Source organism: Synechococcus sp. RC10A2, assembly GCF_047502605.1.
This window is the reverse complement of record NZ_JANSHP010000042.1, coordinates 290010-308756: the sequence shown is the minus strand read 5'-3', so window position 1 is coordinate 308756 and position 18747 is coordinate 290010. Positions and strand designations below refer to the sequence as shown.

Annotated in this window: 16 protein-coding genes; 7 read left to right on the top strand and 9 right to left on the bottom strand. The window is 61.5% G+C overall.

Translation table 11 applies throughout. From position 1 onward, the window contains the following. Positions 1 to 149: 149 nt before the first annotated feature. Entirely contained in the window at positions 150 to 1544 is a 1395-nt protein-coding gene (locus NW848_RS05700; RefSeq protein ID WP_414510730.1) for an aspartate ammonia-lyase, read from the bottom strand. Between the two features lie 183 nt (positions 1545 to 1727). Between NW848_RS05700 and NW848_RS05695 the strand changes: the two genes are divergently transcribed. Further along, positions 1728 to 1934, top strand: a complete 207-nt coding sequence (locus NW848_RS05695) for a WD40 repeat domain-containing protein (RefSeq protein WP_414510729.1) — start codon at positions 1728 to 1730, stop codon at positions 1932 to 1934. A gap of 105 nt (positions 1935 to 2039) precedes the next feature. Here NW848_RS05695 and NW848_RS05690 read toward each other — a convergent pair whose 3' ends face one another. Next, on the bottom strand, positions 2040 to 2798 hold the full coding sequence (locus tag NW848_RS05690; protein ID WP_414510728.1) for a hydroxypyruvate isomerase family protein: 759 nt from the start codon (positions 2796 to 2798) through the stop codon (positions 2040 to 2042). Between the two features lie 116 nt (positions 2799 to 2914). Between NW848_RS05690 and rplS the strand changes: the two genes are divergently transcribed. Together rplS and lepB are read left to right on the top strand one after the other, a co-directional pair. Continuing rightward, positions 2915 to 3268 (top strand): 50S ribosomal protein L19, encoded by a 354-nt coding sequence (rplS, locus tag NW848_RS05685; protein WP_414510844.1) that lies wholly within the window; start codon positions 2915 to 2917, stop codon positions 3266 to 3268. Then, positions 3268 to 4083: a signal peptidase I gene (gene lepB / locus NW848_RS05680; protein ID WP_414510727.1), complete on the top strand. Its 816-nt coding sequence runs from the start codon at positions 3268 to 3270 to the stop codon at positions 4081 to 4083. Before rplS ends, lepB begins: the two co-directional genes overlap by 1 nt. On the opposite strand, the gene NW848_RS05675 is transcribed toward lepB, so the two are convergent. Continuing rightward, positions 4080 to 5096 (bottom strand): hydroxyacid dehydrogenase, encoded by a 1017-nt coding sequence (locus NW848_RS05675; protein WP_414510726.1) that lies wholly within the window; start codon positions 5094 to 5096, stop codon positions 4080 to 4082. The genes lepB and NW848_RS05675 overlap by 4 nt on opposite strands. A 9-nt stretch (positions 5097 to 5105) precedes the next feature. Continuing rightward, entirely contained in the window at positions 5106 to 5594 is a 489-nt protein-coding gene (locus tag NW848_RS05670) for a hypothetical protein (RefSeq protein WP_414510725.1), read from the bottom strand. A 123-nt stretch (positions 5595 to 5717) separates the two neighbouring features. Here NW848_RS05670 and NW848_RS05665 point away from each other — a divergent pair, with 123 nt between their 5' ends. After that, positions 5718 to 7889, top strand: a complete 2172-nt coding sequence (locus tag NW848_RS05665; protein ID WP_414510724.1) for a hypothetical protein — start codon at positions 5718 to 5720, stop codon at positions 7887 to 7889. 23 nt (positions 7890 to 7912) lie between these two features. On the opposite strand, the gene NW848_RS05660 is transcribed toward NW848_RS05665, so the two are convergent. Continuing rightward, the gene (locus tag NW848_RS05660; RefSeq protein WP_414510723.1) at positions 7913 to 9256 is read right to left on the bottom strand and encodes a bifunctional folylpolyglutamate synthase/dihydrofolate synthase; all 1344 of its coding nucleotides are present in this window, start codon (positions 9254 to 9256) and stop codon (positions 7913 to 7915) included. A 66-nt stretch (positions 9257 to 9322) separates the two neighbouring features. Here NW848_RS05660 and NW848_RS05655 point away from each other — a divergent pair, with 66 nt between their 5' ends. After that, a complete protein-coding gene (locus NW848_RS05655; protein WP_414510722.1) occupies positions 9323 to 10753 on the top strand; it encodes an outer membrane protein assembly factor in 1431 nt (476 codons plus the stop codon). A 62-nt stretch (positions 10754 to 10815) separates the two neighbouring features. On the opposite strand, the gene groL is transcribed toward NW848_RS05655, so the two are convergent. From groL to NW848_RS05635, 4 genes are all read right to left on the bottom strand, one after another. Continuing rightward, positions 10816 to 12441 carry a chaperonin GroEL gene (gene groL, locus NW848_RS05650; protein WP_414510721.1) on the bottom strand — a complete coding sequence of 542 codons (1626 nt, stop codon included), beginning with the start codon at positions 12439 to 12441 and terminating at the stop codon, positions 10816 to 10818. Positions 12442 to 12458: 17 nt separating this feature from the next. Further along, positions 12459 to 12749: a co-chaperone GroES gene (gene groES, locus NW848_RS05645; RefSeq protein WP_414510720.1), complete on the bottom strand. Its 291-nt coding sequence runs from the start codon at positions 12747 to 12749 to the stop codon at positions 12459 to 12461. Positions 12750 to 13074: 325 nt separating this feature from the next. After that, complete coding sequence (locus NW848_RS05640; protein ID WP_414510719.1) at positions 13075 to 14976, bottom strand: putative glycoside hydrolase; 1902 nt, start codon at positions 14974 to 14976, stop codon at positions 13075 to 13077. Between the two features lie 61 nt (positions 14977 to 15037). Beyond that, positions 15038 to 16366 carry an ArnT family glycosyltransferase gene (locus NW848_RS05635; protein ID WP_414510718.1) on the bottom strand — a complete coding sequence of 443 codons (1329 nt, stop codon included), beginning with the start codon at positions 16364 to 16366 and terminating at the stop codon, positions 15038 to 15040. Between the two features lie 50 nt (positions 16367 to 16416). Here NW848_RS05635 and NW848_RS05630 point away from each other — a divergent pair, with 50 nt between their 5' ends. Further along, positions 16417 to 17328, top strand: coding sequence for an FkbM family methyltransferase (locus tag NW848_RS05630; RefSeq protein ID WP_414510717.1), 912 nt, complete (start codon positions 16417 to 16419; stop codon positions 17326 to 17328). After that, on the top strand, positions 17321 to 18733 hold the full coding sequence (locus tag NW848_RS05625) for an oligosaccharide flippase family protein (protein ID WP_414510716.1): 1413 nt from the start codon (positions 17321 to 17323) through the stop codon (positions 18731 to 18733). Before NW848_RS05630 ends, NW848_RS05625 begins: the two co-directional genes overlap by 8 nt. Positions 18734 to 18747: the final 14 nt, after the last annotated feature.

The following is an 18747-nucleotide window of genomic DNA, read 5'->3' as shown; positions in this document are numbered from 1 at the left end:
GCGATTTTACCTGACGCGCTTGGTCATCACGCGGCGGTTCTATCTCACCGCGACCCTTAGCACCCCAAAAGGGTCTACGCACGACTCCCCTCTGGGCAATTGTGAACTCTGGATGCGCAGTTGGTATAAGGTCTCGTTTAGGAACCGCTCTAATCTCCCAGATTAGGCTCGGTCATTTTGTACGGGTCGAACACCTCGCGGATTTGCTCTTCAGTGAGCAGGTTGCGCTCGCGCACGATGTCGACAATCGAGCGTCCTTCGCGCAAGGCTTGCTTGAACACTTCGGCGGCGGTGGCGTAGCCGACATACGGGTTCAGCGCGGTCGCCAAGCTGGGGCTGGTCTCGGCGTACCAGCGGCACTTCTCCTCGTTGGCGACAATCCCGCGCACACACCGCTCATCGAGCTGCCGCATCATGTTCGTCATAATCTGGATGGTGTAGACCGCGTTGTACGCCATGACGGGCATCATCACATTCAGCTCCAGTTGCCCCGCCTGCACGGCGTAGTCGATGGTGGTCGCGTTGCCAATCGCTTGGAAGCAGACCATGTTCGCCATTTCGGGGATGCTGGGGTTCACCTTGCCGGGCATGATGCTGCTGCCAGGCTGTACGGCGGGCAGGGTGATTTCGGCGAAGCCTGTGAGGGGGCCCGACGCGAGCAGGCGTAGGTCGTTCACGATGCGGGTCAGCTCCAGCGCGAGGGTGCGCAGGGCGGAGCCGACGAGCTGGATGGGCATCTGGCTCTGCATCGCCTCGCGCAGGTCGTCTGCGGGTCGGAACGGCAGCCCTGTCCACACGCGCAGCAGCTCCACGACGCGGAATCGGTACTTGGGGTGCGTGTTCAGCCCCGTGCCGACCGCGCTGCCGCCGATGCCGAGTTCCTCGACGGCTTCGGCGGCGAACTCCAGCACGCGGCGGCACTTGCGCAGCGTCGCCGCATACGCCGCGAACTCCTGCCCCAAGCGAATCGGCACGGCGTCCTGCAAATGCGTGCGCCCCGACTTCAGCACATGGTCGAACTCCCTGCCCTTCTGCGCAAAGGCGTCGGTCAGCGCGTCTAACGCAGGGAAGAGATTGCGCAACGCAAGGCGCGCGGCGATGCGCATCGCCGTCGGGAAGGTATCGTTGGTGGACTGCCCGAAGTTCACATGGTCATTCGGGTGGACGATGGTGTAGTCGCCCTTGCGCCCGCCGAGAATCTCGATCGCACGGTTCGCCAGCACCTCGTTGACATTCATATGGAACGAGGTGCCCGCGCCCTGATGGAAGATGTCGGTCGGGAACTGGTCGCGCAGGCTGCCCTGCAAAATCTCGTCGGCGGCTTGCATAATCGCGCGCCCGATGGGTTCGGGGATTAATCCCAGCTCCGTGTTCGCCTGCGCCGCCGCCTTTTTGAGTAGCACATACGCCTCGATTATCACGGGGGGTTCGGTGATACCGCTGATGGGGAAATTCTCTTGCGCTCGCAGGGTCTGCAGACCCCAGTAGACCTCGGCGGGCAGTTCGCGTTCGCCTAAAGCATCGCGCTCGATTCGTGTCGCCATCGCACAACCTCCGCACAAGTGTACCCGATAGCGCACGCAGGGCGGTTCTTATGCTGGAAGGGTTGTAATAAGTGCATATGCAGTGTATTTTCGACGCAGGCAACGGGCAACCACAAGGGTTGCCCCCACGGGGTGCGGCGACGCCAACCTTGTAGGGACAGGTCTTGTGCCTGCCCCATCTGCATGTTGGGTATCATATTGCAAATGGATTCGTGGGGGCACAGCAGCGCTGTCTACAGGGTTGCCTTTTCTCCTGATGGCGCGTGGCTGGCGTCGGGGAGTTGGGATCGCACCATTCGGATAGGGTGCGTGTCGGATGGCGCACTGCTGCAGACCTATGACCAAGAAACAAGCACGGGAGTGTATTCCATAATCGCAACGGCAGGGTAGACGACGCTGACCTGTTGGAGGTGCTGTTCAACTTCGGCAGTGGGTGTTAGCCGTCACCCCTGACCCCTCTCCCACTGCGTGGGAGAGGGGTGTAGATTGTCGTGTTCACCCCGTGCGCGGTTGACACCGCTCGAAAGCATCCCGCAGGGCGGCAATCGGGTCGCCTTTCGGCACGAACTCCTGCCCAATCCAGCCTGTGTAGCCCGTCTCCTTGATGGCGCGCATAATCGCGGGGTAGTAGAGTTCTTGCGTGTCGTCAATCTCGTTCCGTCCAGGGTTGCCCGCCGTGTGGTAATGGGCAATCTTGTCGTGGTGGGCGCGGATGGTGCGGATGATGTCGCCTTCCATAATCTGCGCGTGGTAGATGTCGTACAGAATCTTCACGCGCGGCGAGTTGACCTGCTCCACCACGCGCACGCCCCACTGCATGCGGTCGAACTGGTAATCGCGGTGGTCGACCTTGCTGTTGAGAATCTCCAGCGCGAGCGTGATGCCCTTCTGTTCGGCGTAAGGGGCAACGCGCTTGAGGCAGGCGACGGTATTTTCGATGCCCTCCTCGTCGGGGCGACCGCGCCGATTGCCCGAAAAGCAGATGAGAATCGGGATTTCGTACTTGACCGCCTTGTCGATGGTCGCCTTCAGTTCGTCCTCGATGCGGCTGTGGTTGCGCGGGTCGTTCATCCCGTTTTCAATCGTGCCGTGCCCGCCGTGCGTGACGATATGCATGCCGGCTTCCTTGACCATATCCCACAGCGGTTCGGGCACGAGTTCGAAGCCTTCGTAGCCGATGCGCTTCGCTTCGGCAATCAGCCGTTTCGGTTCCACGCGCCCGTGAAAGCACCACCAGCAAATATCCTGTCGCATGCGTCCACCTCTCATAGCAAGAGTATACCTGCGCGGGGCATTGCTGGGGTATACTTTACTTTCGCGCATGGGGTATCCTATCGCGCGCGTAGAGACGCAAAAAGCGAGGTGCTATGATGAACCACACGGTCTTGCAGGAAGTGGAGCAGCCCTATCTGAAGCAGGATGTGCCGGAGTTTCGCCCTGGCGACACGGTGCGCGTGCATGTGCGCGTCGTGGAGGGCGGCAAGGAGCGTATTCAGGTCTTTGAGGGCGTCGTGATTGCCCGCAGGCATCGCGGCATCGCCGACACGATTACCGTGCGCAAGGTGTCATACGGCGTCGGCGTGGAGCGCACCTTCCCGATTCACTCACCGATGGTCTCAAAGATTGAGGTCGTGCGCAAGGCGAAGGTGCGCCGCGCGAAGTTGTATTACCTGCGCAACCTGTCGAGCAAAGAGGCGCGCTTGAAAGAGGACATGAGCCGCTGATGGAGCCGTTCACGCCCCCGTCGGGACCGCTGACTTGGATCGAAACGCTGGCGCGGCTGCCGATTGCGACCGTCGTGCTGGCGATGGCGGTCTGCACAGTGATACGGCTGGCTATCGCGCCGCTGCAGAACCGCCTCGCGCGGTTCGTCAACAACCTGCTGGACGCCATCATCTACGCGGGCATCTTGGTCTACCTCATTATCCGTCCGTACATCGCCCAGCCGTTTTACATCCCCTCCGAATCGATGGTTCCCACCCTGCGTGTGGGCGATGTGGTGATGGTGGGCAAATACAACTACCGCTTCAGCGAGCCGAAGCGGTTCGATATCGTGGTGTTCCGCGCGCCCGACTGGGCGTTGAACCCGTGGCAGACGCCTGGCAAGACCGACTTCGTGAAGCGGCTGATTGGACTGCCCGGCGACATTATCGAGGTCAAAGCGGGCGAGGGGCTGTACCTCAACGGCAAGTTGCTGAACGAGCCGTACCTGAATGGTATTCCGCAATACTCGATGAAAATCATCGACGGCTGGGTGTACGAATACAACGACTTCGGCGACATCTGGAAAGGTGGCGAGGGCACCATGCGCCAGCCCGTGTTCAACGAGGCGGAGCGCCAGAAGGTGCTGCGCACGCCCTCGCAGCCGATTCCGCCAGGCAAGTACCTCATGCTGGGCGACAACCGCAACAACAGCAGCGACGGGCATCACTGGGGCTTGCTGGACGCCGAGCGCGTGGTAGGTAGAGCGCTCTTTGTGTTCTGGCCGCCGAATCGGATTGGTCCCGCGAATCGAAGTGAGTTGCCCAAGGTGGATTAGCAGACCGTATTCTGCGGCTGCCCCTCCAGAAACGCCTTCAGGTTCTCCAAAGTGGTGTCCAGAATGCGTTGCACCGCCTCGTGGCTGTTGAAGGCGATATGCGGGGTGAAGACCACATCGTCGCGTCGGAGCAGTAGGTGCGCCTGCACGACCTGCTTGAGCGTCTGCTCGGCAAGCGGCATCTTCAGCAGCGCGCTCTCCTCCTTGATATACTCCTCGCCTTCTATCACATCCAGCCCCGCGCCTGCCAGAATCCCTTCCTCTAATGCCCACAGTAGGGCTTCCGTGTCCACCACGCTGCCGCGCGCGGTGTTAATCAGGAGTGCGCCACGCTTCATTTTGCCGAGCGTCTCGCGGTTGATGAGGTGGTAGGTCTCAGGCAGCGCAGGCACATGAAGCGACACGATATCCGACTCGGCAAGCAGTGTGTCCAAGTCGGTGTAGGTAAAGCCCAGCACCTCCGCCAGCAGCGGGTGCGGGCGCACATCATACGCCAGCACGCGCATGCCGAACCCGCGCGCGATGCGAATCACATGTAGCCCGATGTTGCCCGCGCCCACCACGCCCAGCGTCTTGCCATAGAGGTCGAAGCCGCGCAACTCACGGATACGAAACTCGCCGCGCAGCCCCTGAAAATACGCCGCGTGCAACTTGCGCGAGAGCGAGAGAATCAGCGCGAAGGTGTGTTCCGCAACGGTGTTCTCGCCGTAATGGGGCACATTGCACACGGTAATCCCACGCGCCCGACACACCCCCAAGTCGATATGGTCGTAGCCTGTGGACATCGTGAGAATCAGGCGCAGGTTGGGCAACGCCTCGATGATTGCGCCGCTTACCTTCGTCCAGATGAAGACCACAATTGCCTCGAAGTCGGCGTACTCTGTGGTGGTGTCGGGGGTCAGGTGGTCTTGGAAAAACGCTGCCTGCACGCGCTCGGCAATACCCAGCCGTTGGAGTCCTGCGTGCAAGTAATCGGGCTGCCACGGCTCTAAGTCGAAGAAAGCCACACGCATGCGCGTCTCCTATTGTAGGGCAACCTCCACGACGCCATTGTGAGCGCGGCATATGCCAATCAGCCGCGCCTTCCCGACGATGTAGGTCTCGTAGATATACACAGGTACTTCGCGTCCGAGTGCGCGGGTCGCTTCATCGTAGCCCAGTCGCGCAGCGCGTGCGGTGTACCAGCGGGGTAGCGCCGCCGCCGCGTTCAAGCGCAACGCGAGCGCGCCGTCGTCGGTCTGAATCACCTTAAAGCGCAGGGGGGCGTCTAATTCGCGGTAATGGTGGGTCAATCGGTCTGTCAGCGTGCGCAGTTTCGCTTCGTCTGTCGGTTGCTGGAGCGTCTCTTGTCGCACGGCGGGCAGGCGGTCGTTCCATACAGGCTCGCGCACTTCGATGCCTTCGTACTGCGCCTCTTCGGCGCGTCGTTGCTCGGTACGCGCCCAGCCCAACAATCCTGCGACCGCCAGCAGAATCACCAGATACGGCGAGAATCGCCCAATCGTCTTCATCGCGCCACCCAGCCCTATTATACACCATCCGTAGGAACATCTGTGTCGTGAGACGGAACCCCCGCCGATGCACGGGAGAACGCGAGGTAAAATCAAAGCGTCTAAAACAGTGGAGGAATCGCCATGCGGTATGGGGCTTTGGTTGGGGTGATAGCGACGCTCGCAGTGGCAGGCGGGCAAACGGTGAGCTTTCCGATAGGCTACTACTCCTACGAGGACATTGCCCAGCGCATGTCGGTCGGCGGCAGGCGCGTTGTGTGTTCCCCTGATCTCAATAATGCGATAGTGCTGTTGCACCTGAAGCCGCGCGACTGGAACCAAACGCGCAGGATTCTGGAGAACACACTTGAGATACAGTTTCGTCCTGCGGGCGAGGGCGATGACCGATGGGTTCTCGCACGCCCCTCAGAGTTGCGGAAGCAGGACGCGCGTCTGATAGAAGCATTGGCGCGCACACTAAATGCGGAACTTCGGGCGCAAAGAACCGTTCTCCAGAGGATCGCCCAGTCCCGTGTTCCAATCGAGCAAATTACAATGGATTCGGCGTCGCGCCTGTTCGGAAAAACCTTTTCGCGCGACCCAGAGTTGGCGCGCTACGAATATCAGCGGCTCATGGAGACGGTCGAGCTGCTGCGTGGCGCGCCGTTCCAAGAGCTGTTCGCGAACTGGCGCAACCTACAACAGTTCCAAAAGGCGTTCGCGGAAGGGATTCCTCGTGAACCGCTATGCGTCCTCCAAGTAGACCCATCCTCACCAATTACTCAGCAGCGAAAGCCCTACGAACGCCCGCCGATCGATTGGCAACGAGTGATTGAACGCTTCCTTGAGAACTACTCGATACGCGACTTCGGGATACACCCCTCCCTGCTGCGCTTAGCCGAGCAGCACGCGCGCCTGCCCCAATCCGAGTGGTCCACGCGCTATGGCAAACACTGGTTCGACGACCCCTCTCATCGGATGGTGTGGGCGCTTCGCAACCAGTGCGGGAAACTCCTCAAAATCTTGCAAGAGCATGTCCATGCAACCATCGCTCAGCGACTGCACCCGCCGCTCAACCTTCAAAACGCCCTCGAGCAATCGGCGCTTGCGCAAGTCTACACGCTGGAGGTAGATACGGAATCGTTGGCGCTTTGGTTAGGCGATGCGGAAGGCGTGCTATTTCTGCCAGACGCTCCAGCAACGACACGAATCGAGTTGCTGGCGACGGTTCAGTGGTACGAGTCAATGATTGGCTACGGCGTCCGCTGCCGCTACATTCTCTTGCACCCCAAGCCGCCGCGTGAGCGAAGGATATTTTTCGATGAGAGTGCCCACCTCGCGTTTTCGCATGACACTCTCTCGCGCTTGTTCGAGAAAGCAGCGCCCCCGCTTCAGCAGCGGCTTCAGCAAGCGTTGCGACAGCACCACTCGCTTCTGGAGGAGCCTGTATTGCGCCAGTTTCCGCCGCGCGCTGGTGACCGAAGCCACTCCATCTACGAGCGACTTCACGAGTGGGCGCAACTGCAAAACCAAGAGATTGCTGTGGAGAAGGCGATGACTTGGGACGCGCCCACAGGCTGGTGCATGGCGTTGCGGCTGTATGTGAAGGAAAGCACCCCAATCCACGAAGCGCTCCGCAAACACACCCAGTATGCCGAGGCGCTGTTAGACCGCTACGAGACGGTGTGGACGCTGCGGAACTTCGTTGCGTTTCTGAATCGGTTGCAGCGCGTTCCTGTTGCCCCTATTCGTCGGCTCGTCTTATCGGATGGGGCTGCCGCCGACTGGAACCTCTTCTACCAATCGCTCACACCTCTTCAGGCTGCACGGCTCGTGAACCGTTCAGGATACATTCCTGAATGGCTGCGCGACGGCAAGACACTCCTTATCGACGCCGATTTTGCCTCAGCCTATGGAAAGGCGTGGTTGATTTGGCACATTTTGGAACAGTTGCCTGCCTCTGAGCGGGAACGGCTCTTGCAGGAGCCGCGATGGGCGGATGTCATCCCGATTCCTCTGGGGCGATTGCCCGCCTCTGCGAAAGCGCGCCTCGCGGAGGTGTTCCGGTTGTGGGCGCTAACCTCGCTTGCCGCTGAGGGCTTTTACATCGCCGATAGGCGCGATCAAGTGTGGTTTGATATGCTGACTGGTCGGCTGCCGATGGACGAGTTCCTTGACGCAGTGGTGTTGGAGCGTCGGCATGGAGGGTGGGAACTGCGCTTCAATGTGTCCGACCCTTCATTGCCAGGCGGTGTCTTGTTCTTTATAAGCGGGCTGCCGCGCGCGGGAGGCGTTGTTTGGAAGCCGATTTTCTGAGCGTGCGCCGGGGCGTTCTCCGCTCATCGTTTCCATGCGCCGATGAGGTAGAAGGAGCCTGTAATCAGCACCAAGTCGTCGGCGTCGGCGAGGTCGAGGGCGCGCTGGAAGGCGTCTTGGGGGCTAAAGGCGGTCAGCAGCGTGCGCGGCGCGCGGTTGGGCTTGCTCGCCAGCCACGCCTGCGCGCTCTGGAGCAGGGTCTCCGTCGTGTGGGCGCGCGGGTGGTCAATCGGGGCGAAGACGACGGCGTCCGCAAGGGGCAGCAGGTGGCGCAAAGTATCCGCAGGTTCGTGCGGAGTAAGCATTCCGATGACGAGGATGAGCCGCTGGTACTTGAACAGGCGCGGGACGGCGCGCGCTAACACGGCAGCGGCGTCGGGGTTGTGTGCGCCGTCCAGCACCACGCACGGCGACTCGCCCACCACTTGCAGCCGTCCAGGCAGACGCGCCTCGCGTACCCCTTGCTCAATCGCGCGGTCGGGTATCGTGTAGCCTCGTTCGCGCAGCAACACTGCCGCCGCGGTAGCGCACGCCGCATTATGCCGCTGGTAGTCGCCAATCAGCGCGGGCTGGAGCGCGACTTCCCACGCGCCGCGACGCACGCGCACCGCCGAATCGGTCGGCGAGGGCAACGGCATATACAGAAAGTCGTTGCTACCCGCGCGCCAGTCGCCTGCTGTCTCCGCGCGCCGCACACGAGAGAGCGGTGCGCCTTGCGCAGCGGCGACCTGCGCAATCATCTCAACCGCGTCGGGCGGAATCGCGCCACTCACAACAGGACGCCCAGGCTTGATGATGCCCGCCTTCTCGTAAGCAATATCGCGATGCGTCGGACCCAAGCGGTCTTGGTGGTCTAACCCGATGCTCACAATCACGCTCACTTCAGGCACTATCACATTCGTAGCATCCAGTCGCCCGCCCACTCCCACCTCCAGCACTGTGATGTCCATCTGCGTCTGTTCGAACGCCCAAAACGCCAGCGCGGTCTTGATTTCGAACTCGGTGGTCTGCCCGTACTCGGTATCCGTCAATCGCTCGATTATCGGGCGTAGGAAGGCGATGCCTTCTACAAACAACTCTTGGGAAATCGGCTCGCCATCGATAAGGACGCGCTCGCGGATGTCGAACACATGCGGCGAGGTGTAAGTGCCCACGCGGTAGCCTGCCGCACGCAAAATCGCGCTGAGCATCGTCGTGGTAGAGCCTTTGCCGTTCGTGCCTGTGATGTGAACGCAGGGAACTTTGAGATGGGGGGAGCCTGCTCGTTCCAAGAGCGCCTCGAATCGGGCGTTGCCCAGCCGCCAGCCTTGAATCGAGAGGCTCTCGATGTACCGCACAGCGTCTCGAAAGTCCATGGGCGTCGCCATGAGTATACCGCGTGGGCTATAATAAAGGGTATGCGGGTCTTAGGGTTGTTCGGGTTGATTCTGTGGATGGGGTGTCTCTTTGCCCAGACGCCAGTGCGCTCGGTGCAACTGCAGGGCGTTTCAGTTGCTCCGCCCGAGCAAGTCGGCGCGTCGCTTTACGCGCTTGTGGGCACGACGCCCACAGAGGAACAGATTCGGGAGGCGTTGCAGCAGGTGGAGCTGTGGTATCGGCAACGGGGCTACACGCTGGCGCGCGTAGCAGATTACGCGCTGGACGAGTCGGGCGCGCTGCGGGTGCAGGTCGCCGAGGGCGTGATTGCGCAAATCACGGTGCAGGGCAACAAGCGCACGCGCACGGAGGTGCTGCGTCGCTTGGTGGGCGTGCGCCCTGGCGAGGTCTACAACGAAGAGCGGCTACGGCGCGTTCGCCAGCGCATGGGGCGGTTCCCGTTCCTGCGGGACGCGAAGCTGGGCGCGGAGCCAGGCGAGCAGGTCGGTACGGCGAACCTGCTCCTGCAGATTGAGGAGGAGCAGTCGTTCGATTTTGCGGTCGCGGCGGGCTATAGCAGCGAGCAAGGTTTCGTCGGCTATGCTGAGCTGGCAGAGACGAATGTCGGTGGACTGGGGCATCGCGTGCGTGCGCAGTGGCAGCGCGAACAGGTGCGCAATCCGCTGACGGGCGAATATGAGGCGCTGCGTCCCTCCTACTCGCTGAGTTATGAGGCGCCGCGCGCGCTGCCCGGCGCGTTCAACTTCGGCGTGGAGCTATATGACCGCGCGCCGTTCTACCCAGTCTTCTACGCGGATATCGACACCGTGCGCCGCTATGAGCGGCGGCGTGGGGTCACGGCGTACATCGGCTTCGATTGGCGCGAGCTGTTCGAACTGCGCCTGCGCTACCGCGCCGACAGGGTCGATTACGACGACGCGCCCGACGCGCTGCTGACCCCTACCTTGCGCGCGGCGAATAGGGGGCGTTTTGACGCGCTGGGCGTGCAGGTGGTTTATGACACGCGCGAGGGTCGCTTCCCGCGCGCGGGGCTGTACGCCAGCGCGCTGGCGGAGCGAGCGGTTTCGGGCGATTTCCGCTTCACGCGCGCCGTCGGCGAGGCGCGGTACTACATTCCCCTGCGTCGGGAGCAGACGCTTGTCCTGCGTGGTGTGGCGGGCGTTGCGTCCGACGGCGCGCCGCTGAGCGAGCTGTTCTGGATAGGCGGCTACGACCTGCTGCGCGGCTATGCCCAAGACGAGTTTCGAGGCAACCGTGCCGTGGTTGGGAGCGCGGAGTATCTGTTCCCCGTGATGGAGGCGGTACAAGCGGCGGTATTCGTCGATGTCGGCGCGGCGTGGAGCAGCGGAACCGAGCTATCAGAAGTGCCTGTGCGGGCGGGCGTCGGCACGGGCTTGCGATTCGCCTCCCCAATCGGGCTGATTCGCTTCGACCTTGCCTACGGGAAACGCGGCTTCGTGTACCTGAGCCTCGCAGGGGTCTATTAAGATTGAAGGACCGGGTGGAGGGGGACAGCACCCGGTCCTTGGGGGTGGGAGGGGGGATAAGCTTAGAAGTCGTCGAAGTCGCCGCCGCCCCCACCAGGCGTCGGCTCCGTCTTCTTTTCGGGCTTCTCGGCGACCATCGCTTCGGTGGTCAGCACCAGCCCTGCGATGGACGCAGCGTTCTCCAACGCGGCGCGGCTGACCTTAGCGGGGTCAATTATACCCGATTTCACCAGGTCCACGAATGTACCCGTGACCGCGTCCAGCCCTTCGTGTGCGCCGAGCGCCTTGACTTTCTCGACAATCACGGAGCCTTCCAGCCCCGCGTTCTCGGCGATTTGGCGCAGCGGCTCTTCGAGGGCGCGCTTGACGATGGTGACGCCCGTGCGCTCGTCGTCGTTGTCGCCGATGCCGTCCAGCGCGGCTTGCGCCAGCAAGAAGATTTTGCCCCCGCCAGGCACGATGCCCTCCTCTACTGCCGCGCGGGTTGCGGACAAGGCGTCCTCGAAGCGGTGCTTCTTCTCCTTCAGCTCGGTCTCGGTCGCCGCGCCGACCTTGATGACCGCCACACCGCCCGACAGCTTCGCCAGGCGCTCCTGCAGCTTCTCGCGGTCATAGCTGCTCTCCGTGGTCTCGATGAGCCGCTTGATCTGATTGATGCGCCCCACGACGGCTTCATGGGAGCCTGCACCCTCGATAATCGTGGTCTCCTCTTTGCCGATGACCACCTTCTTCGCCTGACCGAGCATGTCGAGCGTCACATTTTCCAGCTTGATGCCGAGATCTTCGGAGATGAAGCGTCCGCCTGTGAGGATGGCGATGTCTTCGAGCATCGCCTTGCGTCGCTCGCCGAAGCCAGGCGCTTTGACCGCGGCGCACTGCAGCACGCCGCGCAGCTTGTTGACCACCAGCGTCGCCAGCGCGTCGCCGTCCACATCCTCGGCGATAATCAGCAGCGGGCGGCGCGCCTGCGCCACGCGCTCCAGCACAGGCAATAGGTCTTGCGCCGAGCTAATCTTCTTCTCGTGAATCAGAATCAGCGCGTCCTCCAACACCGCCTCCATCCGCTCAGGGTCGGTGATGAAGTAGGGCGAGATATAGCCCCGATCGAACTGCATGCCCTCCACAATCTCCAGCGTGGTCTGGGTGCCCTTAGACTCTTCGATGGTGATGACGCCATCCTTGCCGACCTTGTCCATCGCTTCGGCAATCATTTTGCCGATTTCGGGGTCGTTGCCCGCGATGGTGGCGACATACTCGGTCTGCTCGCGCTCGGTGACGGGGATGGCGTGCGCTTTGATGGTCTCGACGGCTTTCGCGACGGCTTTATCGATGCCGCGCTTGAGCGCAATCGCATTGCCGCCTGCCGCGACATAGCGCATACCCTCGTTGACCAGCGCTTGCGCCAGCACGGTCGCGGTGGTCGTGCCGTCGCCTGCCACATCGTTCGTCTTGGACGCGACCTCACGGCACAGCTGCGCGCCCATGTTCTCCCACGGGTCGGACAGTTCAATCTCCTTCGCGACGGTCACGCCGTCTTTGGTGATAATCGGCGCGCCCCACTTGCGATCCAGCACCACATTGCGCCCTTTCGGGCCGAGGGTCACCCTCACCGCGTTGGCGACCTTATTGACGCCGCGCTCTAAGGCGCGTCGAGCCTCTTCGTTGAACTTCAGCATCTTCGCAGGCATAGCGTCTCACCTCCTATTTAGCGTTCGCGTATCGCGTAGATTTGATCCTCGTCGAGGATAAGGTACTTCTTACCCTCGTATTCAAACTCGCTACCAGCGTATTTAGAGAAGACGACGCGCTGTCCGACCTGCACGGTCATCGGCGCGCGCATACCATTATTGAGCAAGCGACCGGGTCCGACAGCAATCACTGTGCCCTCCTGCGGGCGCTTCTTCGCCGTGTCGGGCAAGATGATGCCCGTCTCGGTCTTCTCATCCTCCTCCAGCAGCTCAATCACAACCTTGTCGTTGAGCGGTTTGAAGGTCATAACCATCTACCTCCTTACGATCTGAATTTGAACCTGAATTTAGCACTCTCGGCGTCCGAGTGCTAAAATTAGGATACCCAACAGGGTAGGGGGCTTGTCAAGAGGGCGACTCACTCTAAGCGAGACAACAGCAAGAGGGAGGGATGTGTCGAGAGGCGTTGATTGCTGTCTTTTAGGTGTCTTCGTGATATGGTTTCAGCATACGGGGCGGGGCAGGCACGAGACCTGCCCCTACAAGGTTGACATCGCCGCACCTCCGCGGGGGCAACCCTTGTAGCTGCTCGCTCCAAGTTGCCTATGTCGAAAACACAGTGCCCCGGCACTATTACCGCCTCCGAATGGGGTCGCTGCTGGGTAGGATTTTCTCGTCTCCACCCGAGCTTTCGGGTGCGCGCTTGCCATCGCCTGAGCCAGGCATCCGCAGCCCGCTACTCTCGCGGTAGAAGATGCGCGCCTCCTTCGGGTAGAGCTTAATACGCGACCCCGCGGGGAACAGCTGCCCCGACCAGAGTTCGCGGTAGTCAGCGTCCAGAATGTAGGTGAACACCGCGCCATCCTTGAATCGGGGGGCGATGTTGCCCGTGGGGTTCACTATCACGAAACCGTTCTGGAAGGGGCGATAATACAGTCCGCCTTGATAGTCCGAAGAGCGGAACAGTACCTGAATCCCGCCTGTGGGCTGTCCAAGGGGCACATCGAAGTCGGCGTCGGGACGCCAACTGCGCTGACGGTTGGGTGGCGCGTCGTAGTAGTGTTTGTCCAGATAGAGGTAGTTGTTGCTGTCCGCGCACAGCAAGAAACTCGCCAGCGCGTAAATCTTCTGCCGTCGTCCCTCCACAGGATCGCGCACCGCGTAGCCTGTGTAGACCACACGCAGGCGCGGGCGCTGTTCAATCAGGGTGTTCAGCTGCCCTTCCCACTGTGAGAATGGGAGAAACCCCGCAGGGAGCGAGTAGATGGTCGTAAAGACCTCTTCCATCAGCAGCCCGTCCAGAAATCCTTGGCGCAGGAAGTAGGTATGTGGTTGGTCGCGCGTATAGAGCGCCGCGGCAGTATTGATGATGAATTTCACATCGCGCTCACTGAGCGTGTTGCGCATGTTGATTAAGTGTTTATGCATGGCAGCCATGCGGCTGGCGCGTGTCGGATACTTCTGGAACAAGAAGTTCAGGAAGAAGAAGTCGATAAAACTGTCGAAGTGGATGACATCCACGCCTGGGTCGGCGTAGAGCATCGACAGCCCCACATTTTGCGCCGCCCAGGCAGACGCTTGGGGATTGCCGATGTCCATCGCGTAGCGGTCGGAGCCGAACTGCTGCCGATTGCCGTAGATGTTCAGCAGGAACCAGTCAGGGTGGTTCGTGTCGCAGTAGTAGTAACCAAATAGATCGCGTTGCTGCCAGCTACGGTCGGGTGTGCGAACGCTGTAGATAAGGTTGTAGTAGTATACATTTAGCAGGTCGCTGCGGTGCGTGCGTAACGCTTTGATGTCGTCCCATGTCGCCAACATTAGGTCGAACTCGCGTGCGTAGTAGACCCAATCGCGTTGGTTCTCTTCTGCCCAAGAGTAGTATGGGGCGGCGATTTTCAGGCTGCGCGGCGGGCGGGAACGCCATCGCTGACTGCCCGTGACTTCTAATTTGTCAAAGCGAACAACGCCCGACGAGACGCCAGCGTTGGACCGGACAATCAGGTCGAGCCTGACCCCTTGCGGATTCGAGTTGGGAACCGTGTAGTTGAACACGAGTTCCGTCCATGCGTTGGGCACATTCGTGGTGTTGATTAGATCGGCGCTGCCTGAACCGTCCAGACCGCGCGCACGGACGCGAAGCGAGGCGTTGACCCAGTTCTCTGCCTTCACCCACAGCGAGATGCGGATGGTCTCTCCTGGACGCGGGTAGTCGTTGGAGGGGAAATACATCAACATACTCAGCGAAGCTTCTGCTGTGCTGGAGCTGTTCCGATTGAAACTGATTTTTTGGGCAGCGCGCCCGCTGACTTTGTCCACCTCGTCCAGTTCGGCAGTAAAGCCTGACGGGATAGTACCACGAAACCCTTCCGCGACGCCGTCGCGCACCATGCCAACATCATGGTTGCCGCGGTAGAAGTCGAAATCGAACTCGCCATACAGCGTGGCGTAGTTGATGAGCGGCTGCTGCTGCGCGAGCGCAGCCCCCCAAATCGCGACCGATACAACAGTCCCCAGAACCCGATAGTTTAGACGCATGGGTCTCTCCTCTCGCGCCTATTATACCCCACTTTCGCATCCGCATGCCCTCGCAAAAACACTACACTTGCCCTGACTCGCGTTTTTGCCGCGCGCTGTCCAGCCCAATCGCAATCACGGGCAGCGAGAAGACAAAAGTCTGCAGCCGAAACCGTGCGTTCCCGCTGCAGCCCGCGCTGAGCGTGAAGTAGATTGCCGTCAGCACAAACAGAATCGCCCACCACTGCTGGCGTCGCGTCCGAATAGTCAGCCACAGCCCCGTAATCAGAGCAACCAAGTAGGCAAAGTAATAGCCCTGAAACCAGCGTCGTACCGCGCGCGAGGACATCATCCACTCGTTTCCCGTGTTCGGTCCGCCTGCAGACCGCCAGAAGAAGAGCATCCCGCGCAGCCAGTAGTAGGCGAACTCGTTCGGATGTTGCTGGATGTAGTCCAGAGCGACGGCGCGGTAATAGCGACCGCGCTCGAAAATCTGGCGGTCGGGGTCTAAGCCGTCGTTGCGCATCCGTGCGAACGCCTCCGCTTCCAGCATCGCACGCGCTTGGTGGATGGGCTGCTGCATCTGCGTAACGACCAGCCCCGTCATATCAAGCAGGTACAACTCGCCTGCGAGCGTTAGCCGCCACGAGCCGTAATGCACGCGATTGTACGCCGCCCACGGCACAAACAGCGCCAGCACCCCCGCCAGATACCCCGCCAGCCATATGCCCCGCGCCCGCGCCGAGAGCGGACGCGCGAAGACGCCCAGTACACTTAGCACGGGGATCAGCCATAGAGGGCTGGGGCGTATCAGCGTCGTGAGCGCGAGCGCAACGCCACTCCCAACGCCTGCACGCCAAACCGCAGGATTCGGCTGCGCACGGAACTGGGCGAAAGCGTACAGCACAAGCGTCATGCCCAACACGAAGAGGGTCTCTGTGAGAATTAACTGCGTGTAGTCGATGAGCGTCGGGTTCAGCGCGAAGAGCCACCCGCCGACCGCTGCGCCCAGCGGCGCGCTAATCCGCCGTAGCGCGGCAATCACCAGCGCGCAGTTCAGAACGCTGGCGCACACCTGCACGATGACCACCCACACTGGGTTCACCCCCAACAGCGCGTACAGAACCGCCATCACCAGCGAGTAGCCCGGCGCGCGGATGATAATCGAGTCGATGGCTTCGGGCATCTCGACAATCGCCTGTCCGGGCTTGTTCCAGTAACGCAGCAGCACGAGGGCGACCTCTTGGTACGAGCCTGCGTCGGGGTTCGGCGCGCGGGTAATTAGTCGCTCGTTGGGGGCGTCCCATGGCGCGTAGGCGACCATCCACGCCACGCGCAGGCACAACGCCACGCCCACAATCAGCCAAGGATGCTGCAGCCACACCATCGCCCTGTGCAGAGTCGTCGCCATCACGGGGATTGTACCTGCCTGTGCGTATTCGGCTTTGGTATAATACTTGTGTGAGCGGCTCCGCGCAGGTACACCCCATCCGACGCGCGCTACGCCACTGGCGCTGGGTCTGGCGACAACGCCGCAACTGGGAGTCGCCTGGGCGGTTTCTCTTGTTGCACGCCCTTGTATGGCTGGGTCTCAACGAACGCGCGGTGTTTCGGTATCAAGGGGCGCGCTTTCGGCTCTATGACACAACGCTGACTCACCTGATGTTCTTTCACCCCACGCGCTGGCACGGCGCGATCGACCTCGCCCTCTTGCGCCAACTGCTGCGCCCTGGCGACACGATTGTCGATATCGGCGCGAATGTCGGCTCGCATGCGATTCCGCTTGCGAAGTCGCTCGGCGCATCAAGCCCTGTACATGCCTTCGAGCCGCACCCGCGCGTGTTTGCGCAGTTGCAGGCGAACGCGCGGCTCAATCGCCTGCCGAACCTGTACCTGTATAACCTCGCGCTGGGTGACCGTACAGGCGAGGTCGCGTTTACCGATGTGCGCAGCGACGACTACAACCGTGTGTTGCCCGACGGCGCGGGCGCGCTTACCGTGCCGATGACGCCCTTAGACCGCTTCGAGCCGCTTGCAGACGCGCCTATCACGCTGCTCAAGATCGATGTGGAAGGCTACGAACCCTTTGTGCTGCGCGGCGCGGAGGCGACGCTCACGCGCACAGACTTCCTTTACTTGGAGGCGAACGCGATGCATGCCTGCGAGTACGGCGTCAGCGTGCAAGACCTTGCGGATTCTCTGCGGGCGCGCGGCTGGACGCTCTACCGCGTCGCCGACAGCGCGACCTTGACGCGCCTGCCCGAACGCCCCACTGTGACCGAGTGGGAGAACTGGCTTGCCGCACGAAGCACTGACGCCTTGCGCGAACGGCTGGCAGGGCGGGGCGTGCGCATCCTGCCCGACGATGAGTGAGCTGCGTCGCCGCGCCGTAGAAGGCAGCCTGTACCTGAGCCTGCGCCGCGTGCTTACTATCGCCCTCTCGATAGCAGGCATGCTCTATGTGACGCGCATTATCGGTCCCGCGAACTACGGGCTGTACGCTTCGGCGATGGGCGTTTACTTGTACCTCACGCAGGTGGTGAGTATGGGCGTGCGTACGTACCTGATTCGCGCCCCGCAAGACGCCCCGCGCGAGGTGTGGCATCAGGCGTTCTGGTGGCTGCTGGGGTTCGGGAGCGTGCTGACCGTCGTCGCCCTTATCGCGCTGTGGTTGCTCGGCGCGTACTGGATTCGCACGGAGGGCTTTTTCGCGGTCGCGACGGCAATCAGCGTTGGGTTGCCCCTACACGCCGTCTCGATTGTCGCGCAAGCCGCGCTGGAGAAAGAGCTGCGCTACAAGCGAATTGCGCTCATTGACACGCTCGCGCAGGTCAGCTCGTATGCAGTCAGTATCCCGATGGCGCTGCTGGGGTTCGGCGTGTGGGCATTGGTTGCAGCGTACTGGGCGGCGCAACTGGTGAGTTTCACGCTGGCGTTTATTAGCGCACGCTACCGCCCCCGTTGGTATTGGAACCGCGACCAGCTGCGCGATATGCTTCGGTTCAGTTTCGTGCAGGCGGCGTCCGAGTGGCTCTACAACGCCAAGAATCTCGCGCCTGCGCTCGTGCTACTGCCGATTGCGGGCAAGGAGGCGGTCGGCTACCTGACGCTGGCGGAACGGCTGCTAAACATGCTCAACTTCGCGCAGATTGCGATTCGGAATGTGACGACGGCGGTGTTCGCTCGCGTGCAAGACCAGCCGCAGAAGATGCTGCACGCGCTGTATGTCTCGTCGCAGGCACAGATTCTCAGTCTGGGCGGCGTGTGTCTGCTGTTTGTGCTGAGCGCGTGGTATGTGCTGCCGCCGATTTTCGGGGCGCAGTGGGACATTCGTCTGGCGATACTCGCGCTGGCGCTGCTGGCGTCAGAACAGTTGCTGACGGCGATTTTCAGTGCGCAGGCGCAGGCGCTCTACGTGATACGGCAAAGCCATGTGGTCACACGCGCCGCGCTCGTGTTCGTGTTCAACCTCTACTGGTCAACCGCTCTGCTGACTTACCTTGCGCCAGAGGGGTACGCGGTTCTGGGCTATGGCGTCGCCTACTTTTTGGCGCACCTGCCGAACAATGTCTTTTTGCATTTCGGGGTAGCGCGCTATATTGGGCAGCCGCGCTACGGCATGAATCTGCTCTGGGCGGTTGCGCTGGGCGTTGCGCTGTTTGCGCCAATTGCGCACTACATCCCACTGCTTGCGCTGGGGGTCTTCCTGCTTCCCGCCAGTCGGCGTGCGCTGCGCGAACTGCTCCACGAAGTGCGCGCCCTGCGCACGCAGTCGTAGACGCTACTGGCGCA

Bases quoted from the DNA above. Each gene is read 5' to 3' on its own strand.
- NW848_RS05700 (WP_414510730.1), bottom strand. From the start codon at position 1,544: ATGGCGACACGAATCGAGCGCGATGCTTTAGGCGAACGCGAACTGCCC.
- NW848_RS05695 (WP_414510729.1), top strand. From the start codon at position 1,728: ATGTTGGGTATCATATTGCAAATGGATTCGTGGGGGCACAGCAGCGCT.
- NW848_RS05690 (WP_414510728.1), bottom strand. From the start codon at position 2,798: ATGCGACAGGATATTTGCTGGTGGTGCTTTCACGGGCGCGTGGAACCG.
- rplS (WP_414510844.1), top strand. From the start codon at position 2,915: ATGAACCACACGGTCTTGCAGGAAGTGGAGCAGCCCTATCTGAAGCAG.
- lepB (WP_414510727.1), top strand. From the start codon at position 3,268: ATGGAGCCGTTCACGCCCCCGTCGGGACCGCTGACTTGGATCGAAACG.
- NW848_RS05675 (WP_414510726.1), bottom strand. From the start codon at position 5,096: ATGCGTGTGGCTTTCTTCGACTTAGAGCCGTGGCAGCCCGATTACTTG.
- NW848_RS05670 (WP_414510725.1), bottom strand. From the start codon at position 5,594: ATGAAGACGATTGGGCGATTCTCGCCGTATCTGGTGATTCTGCTGGCG.
- NW848_RS05665 (WP_414510724.1), top strand. From the start codon at position 5,718: ATGCGGTATGGGGCTTTGGTTGGGGTGATAGCGACGCTCGCAGTGGCA.
- NW848_RS05660 (WP_414510723.1), bottom strand. From the start codon at position 9,256: ATGGCGACGCCCATGGACTTTCGAGACGCTGTGCGGTACATCGAGAGC.
- NW848_RS05655 (WP_414510722.1), top strand. From the start codon at position 9,323: ATGGGGTGTCTCTTTGCCCAGACGCCAGTGCGCTCGGTGCAACTGCAG.
- groL (WP_414510721.1), bottom strand. From the start codon at position 12,441: ATGCCTGCGAAGATGCTGAAGTTCAACGAAGAGGCTCGACGCGCCTTA.
- groES (WP_414510720.1), bottom strand. From the start codon at position 12,749: ATGACCTTCAAACCGCTCAACGACAAGGTTGTGATTGAGCTGCTGGAG.
- NW848_RS05640 (WP_414510719.1), bottom strand. From the start codon at position 14,976: ATGCGTCTAAACTATCGGGTTCTGGGGACTGTTGTATCGGTCGCGATT.
- NW848_RS05635 (WP_414510718.1), bottom strand. From the start codon at position 16,366: ATGGCGACGACTCTGCACAGGGCGATGGTGTGGCTGCAGCATCCTTGG.
- NW848_RS05625 (WP_414510716.1), top strand. From the start codon at position 17,321: ATGAGTGAGCTGCGTCGCCGCGCCGTAGAAGGCAGCCTGTACCTGAGC.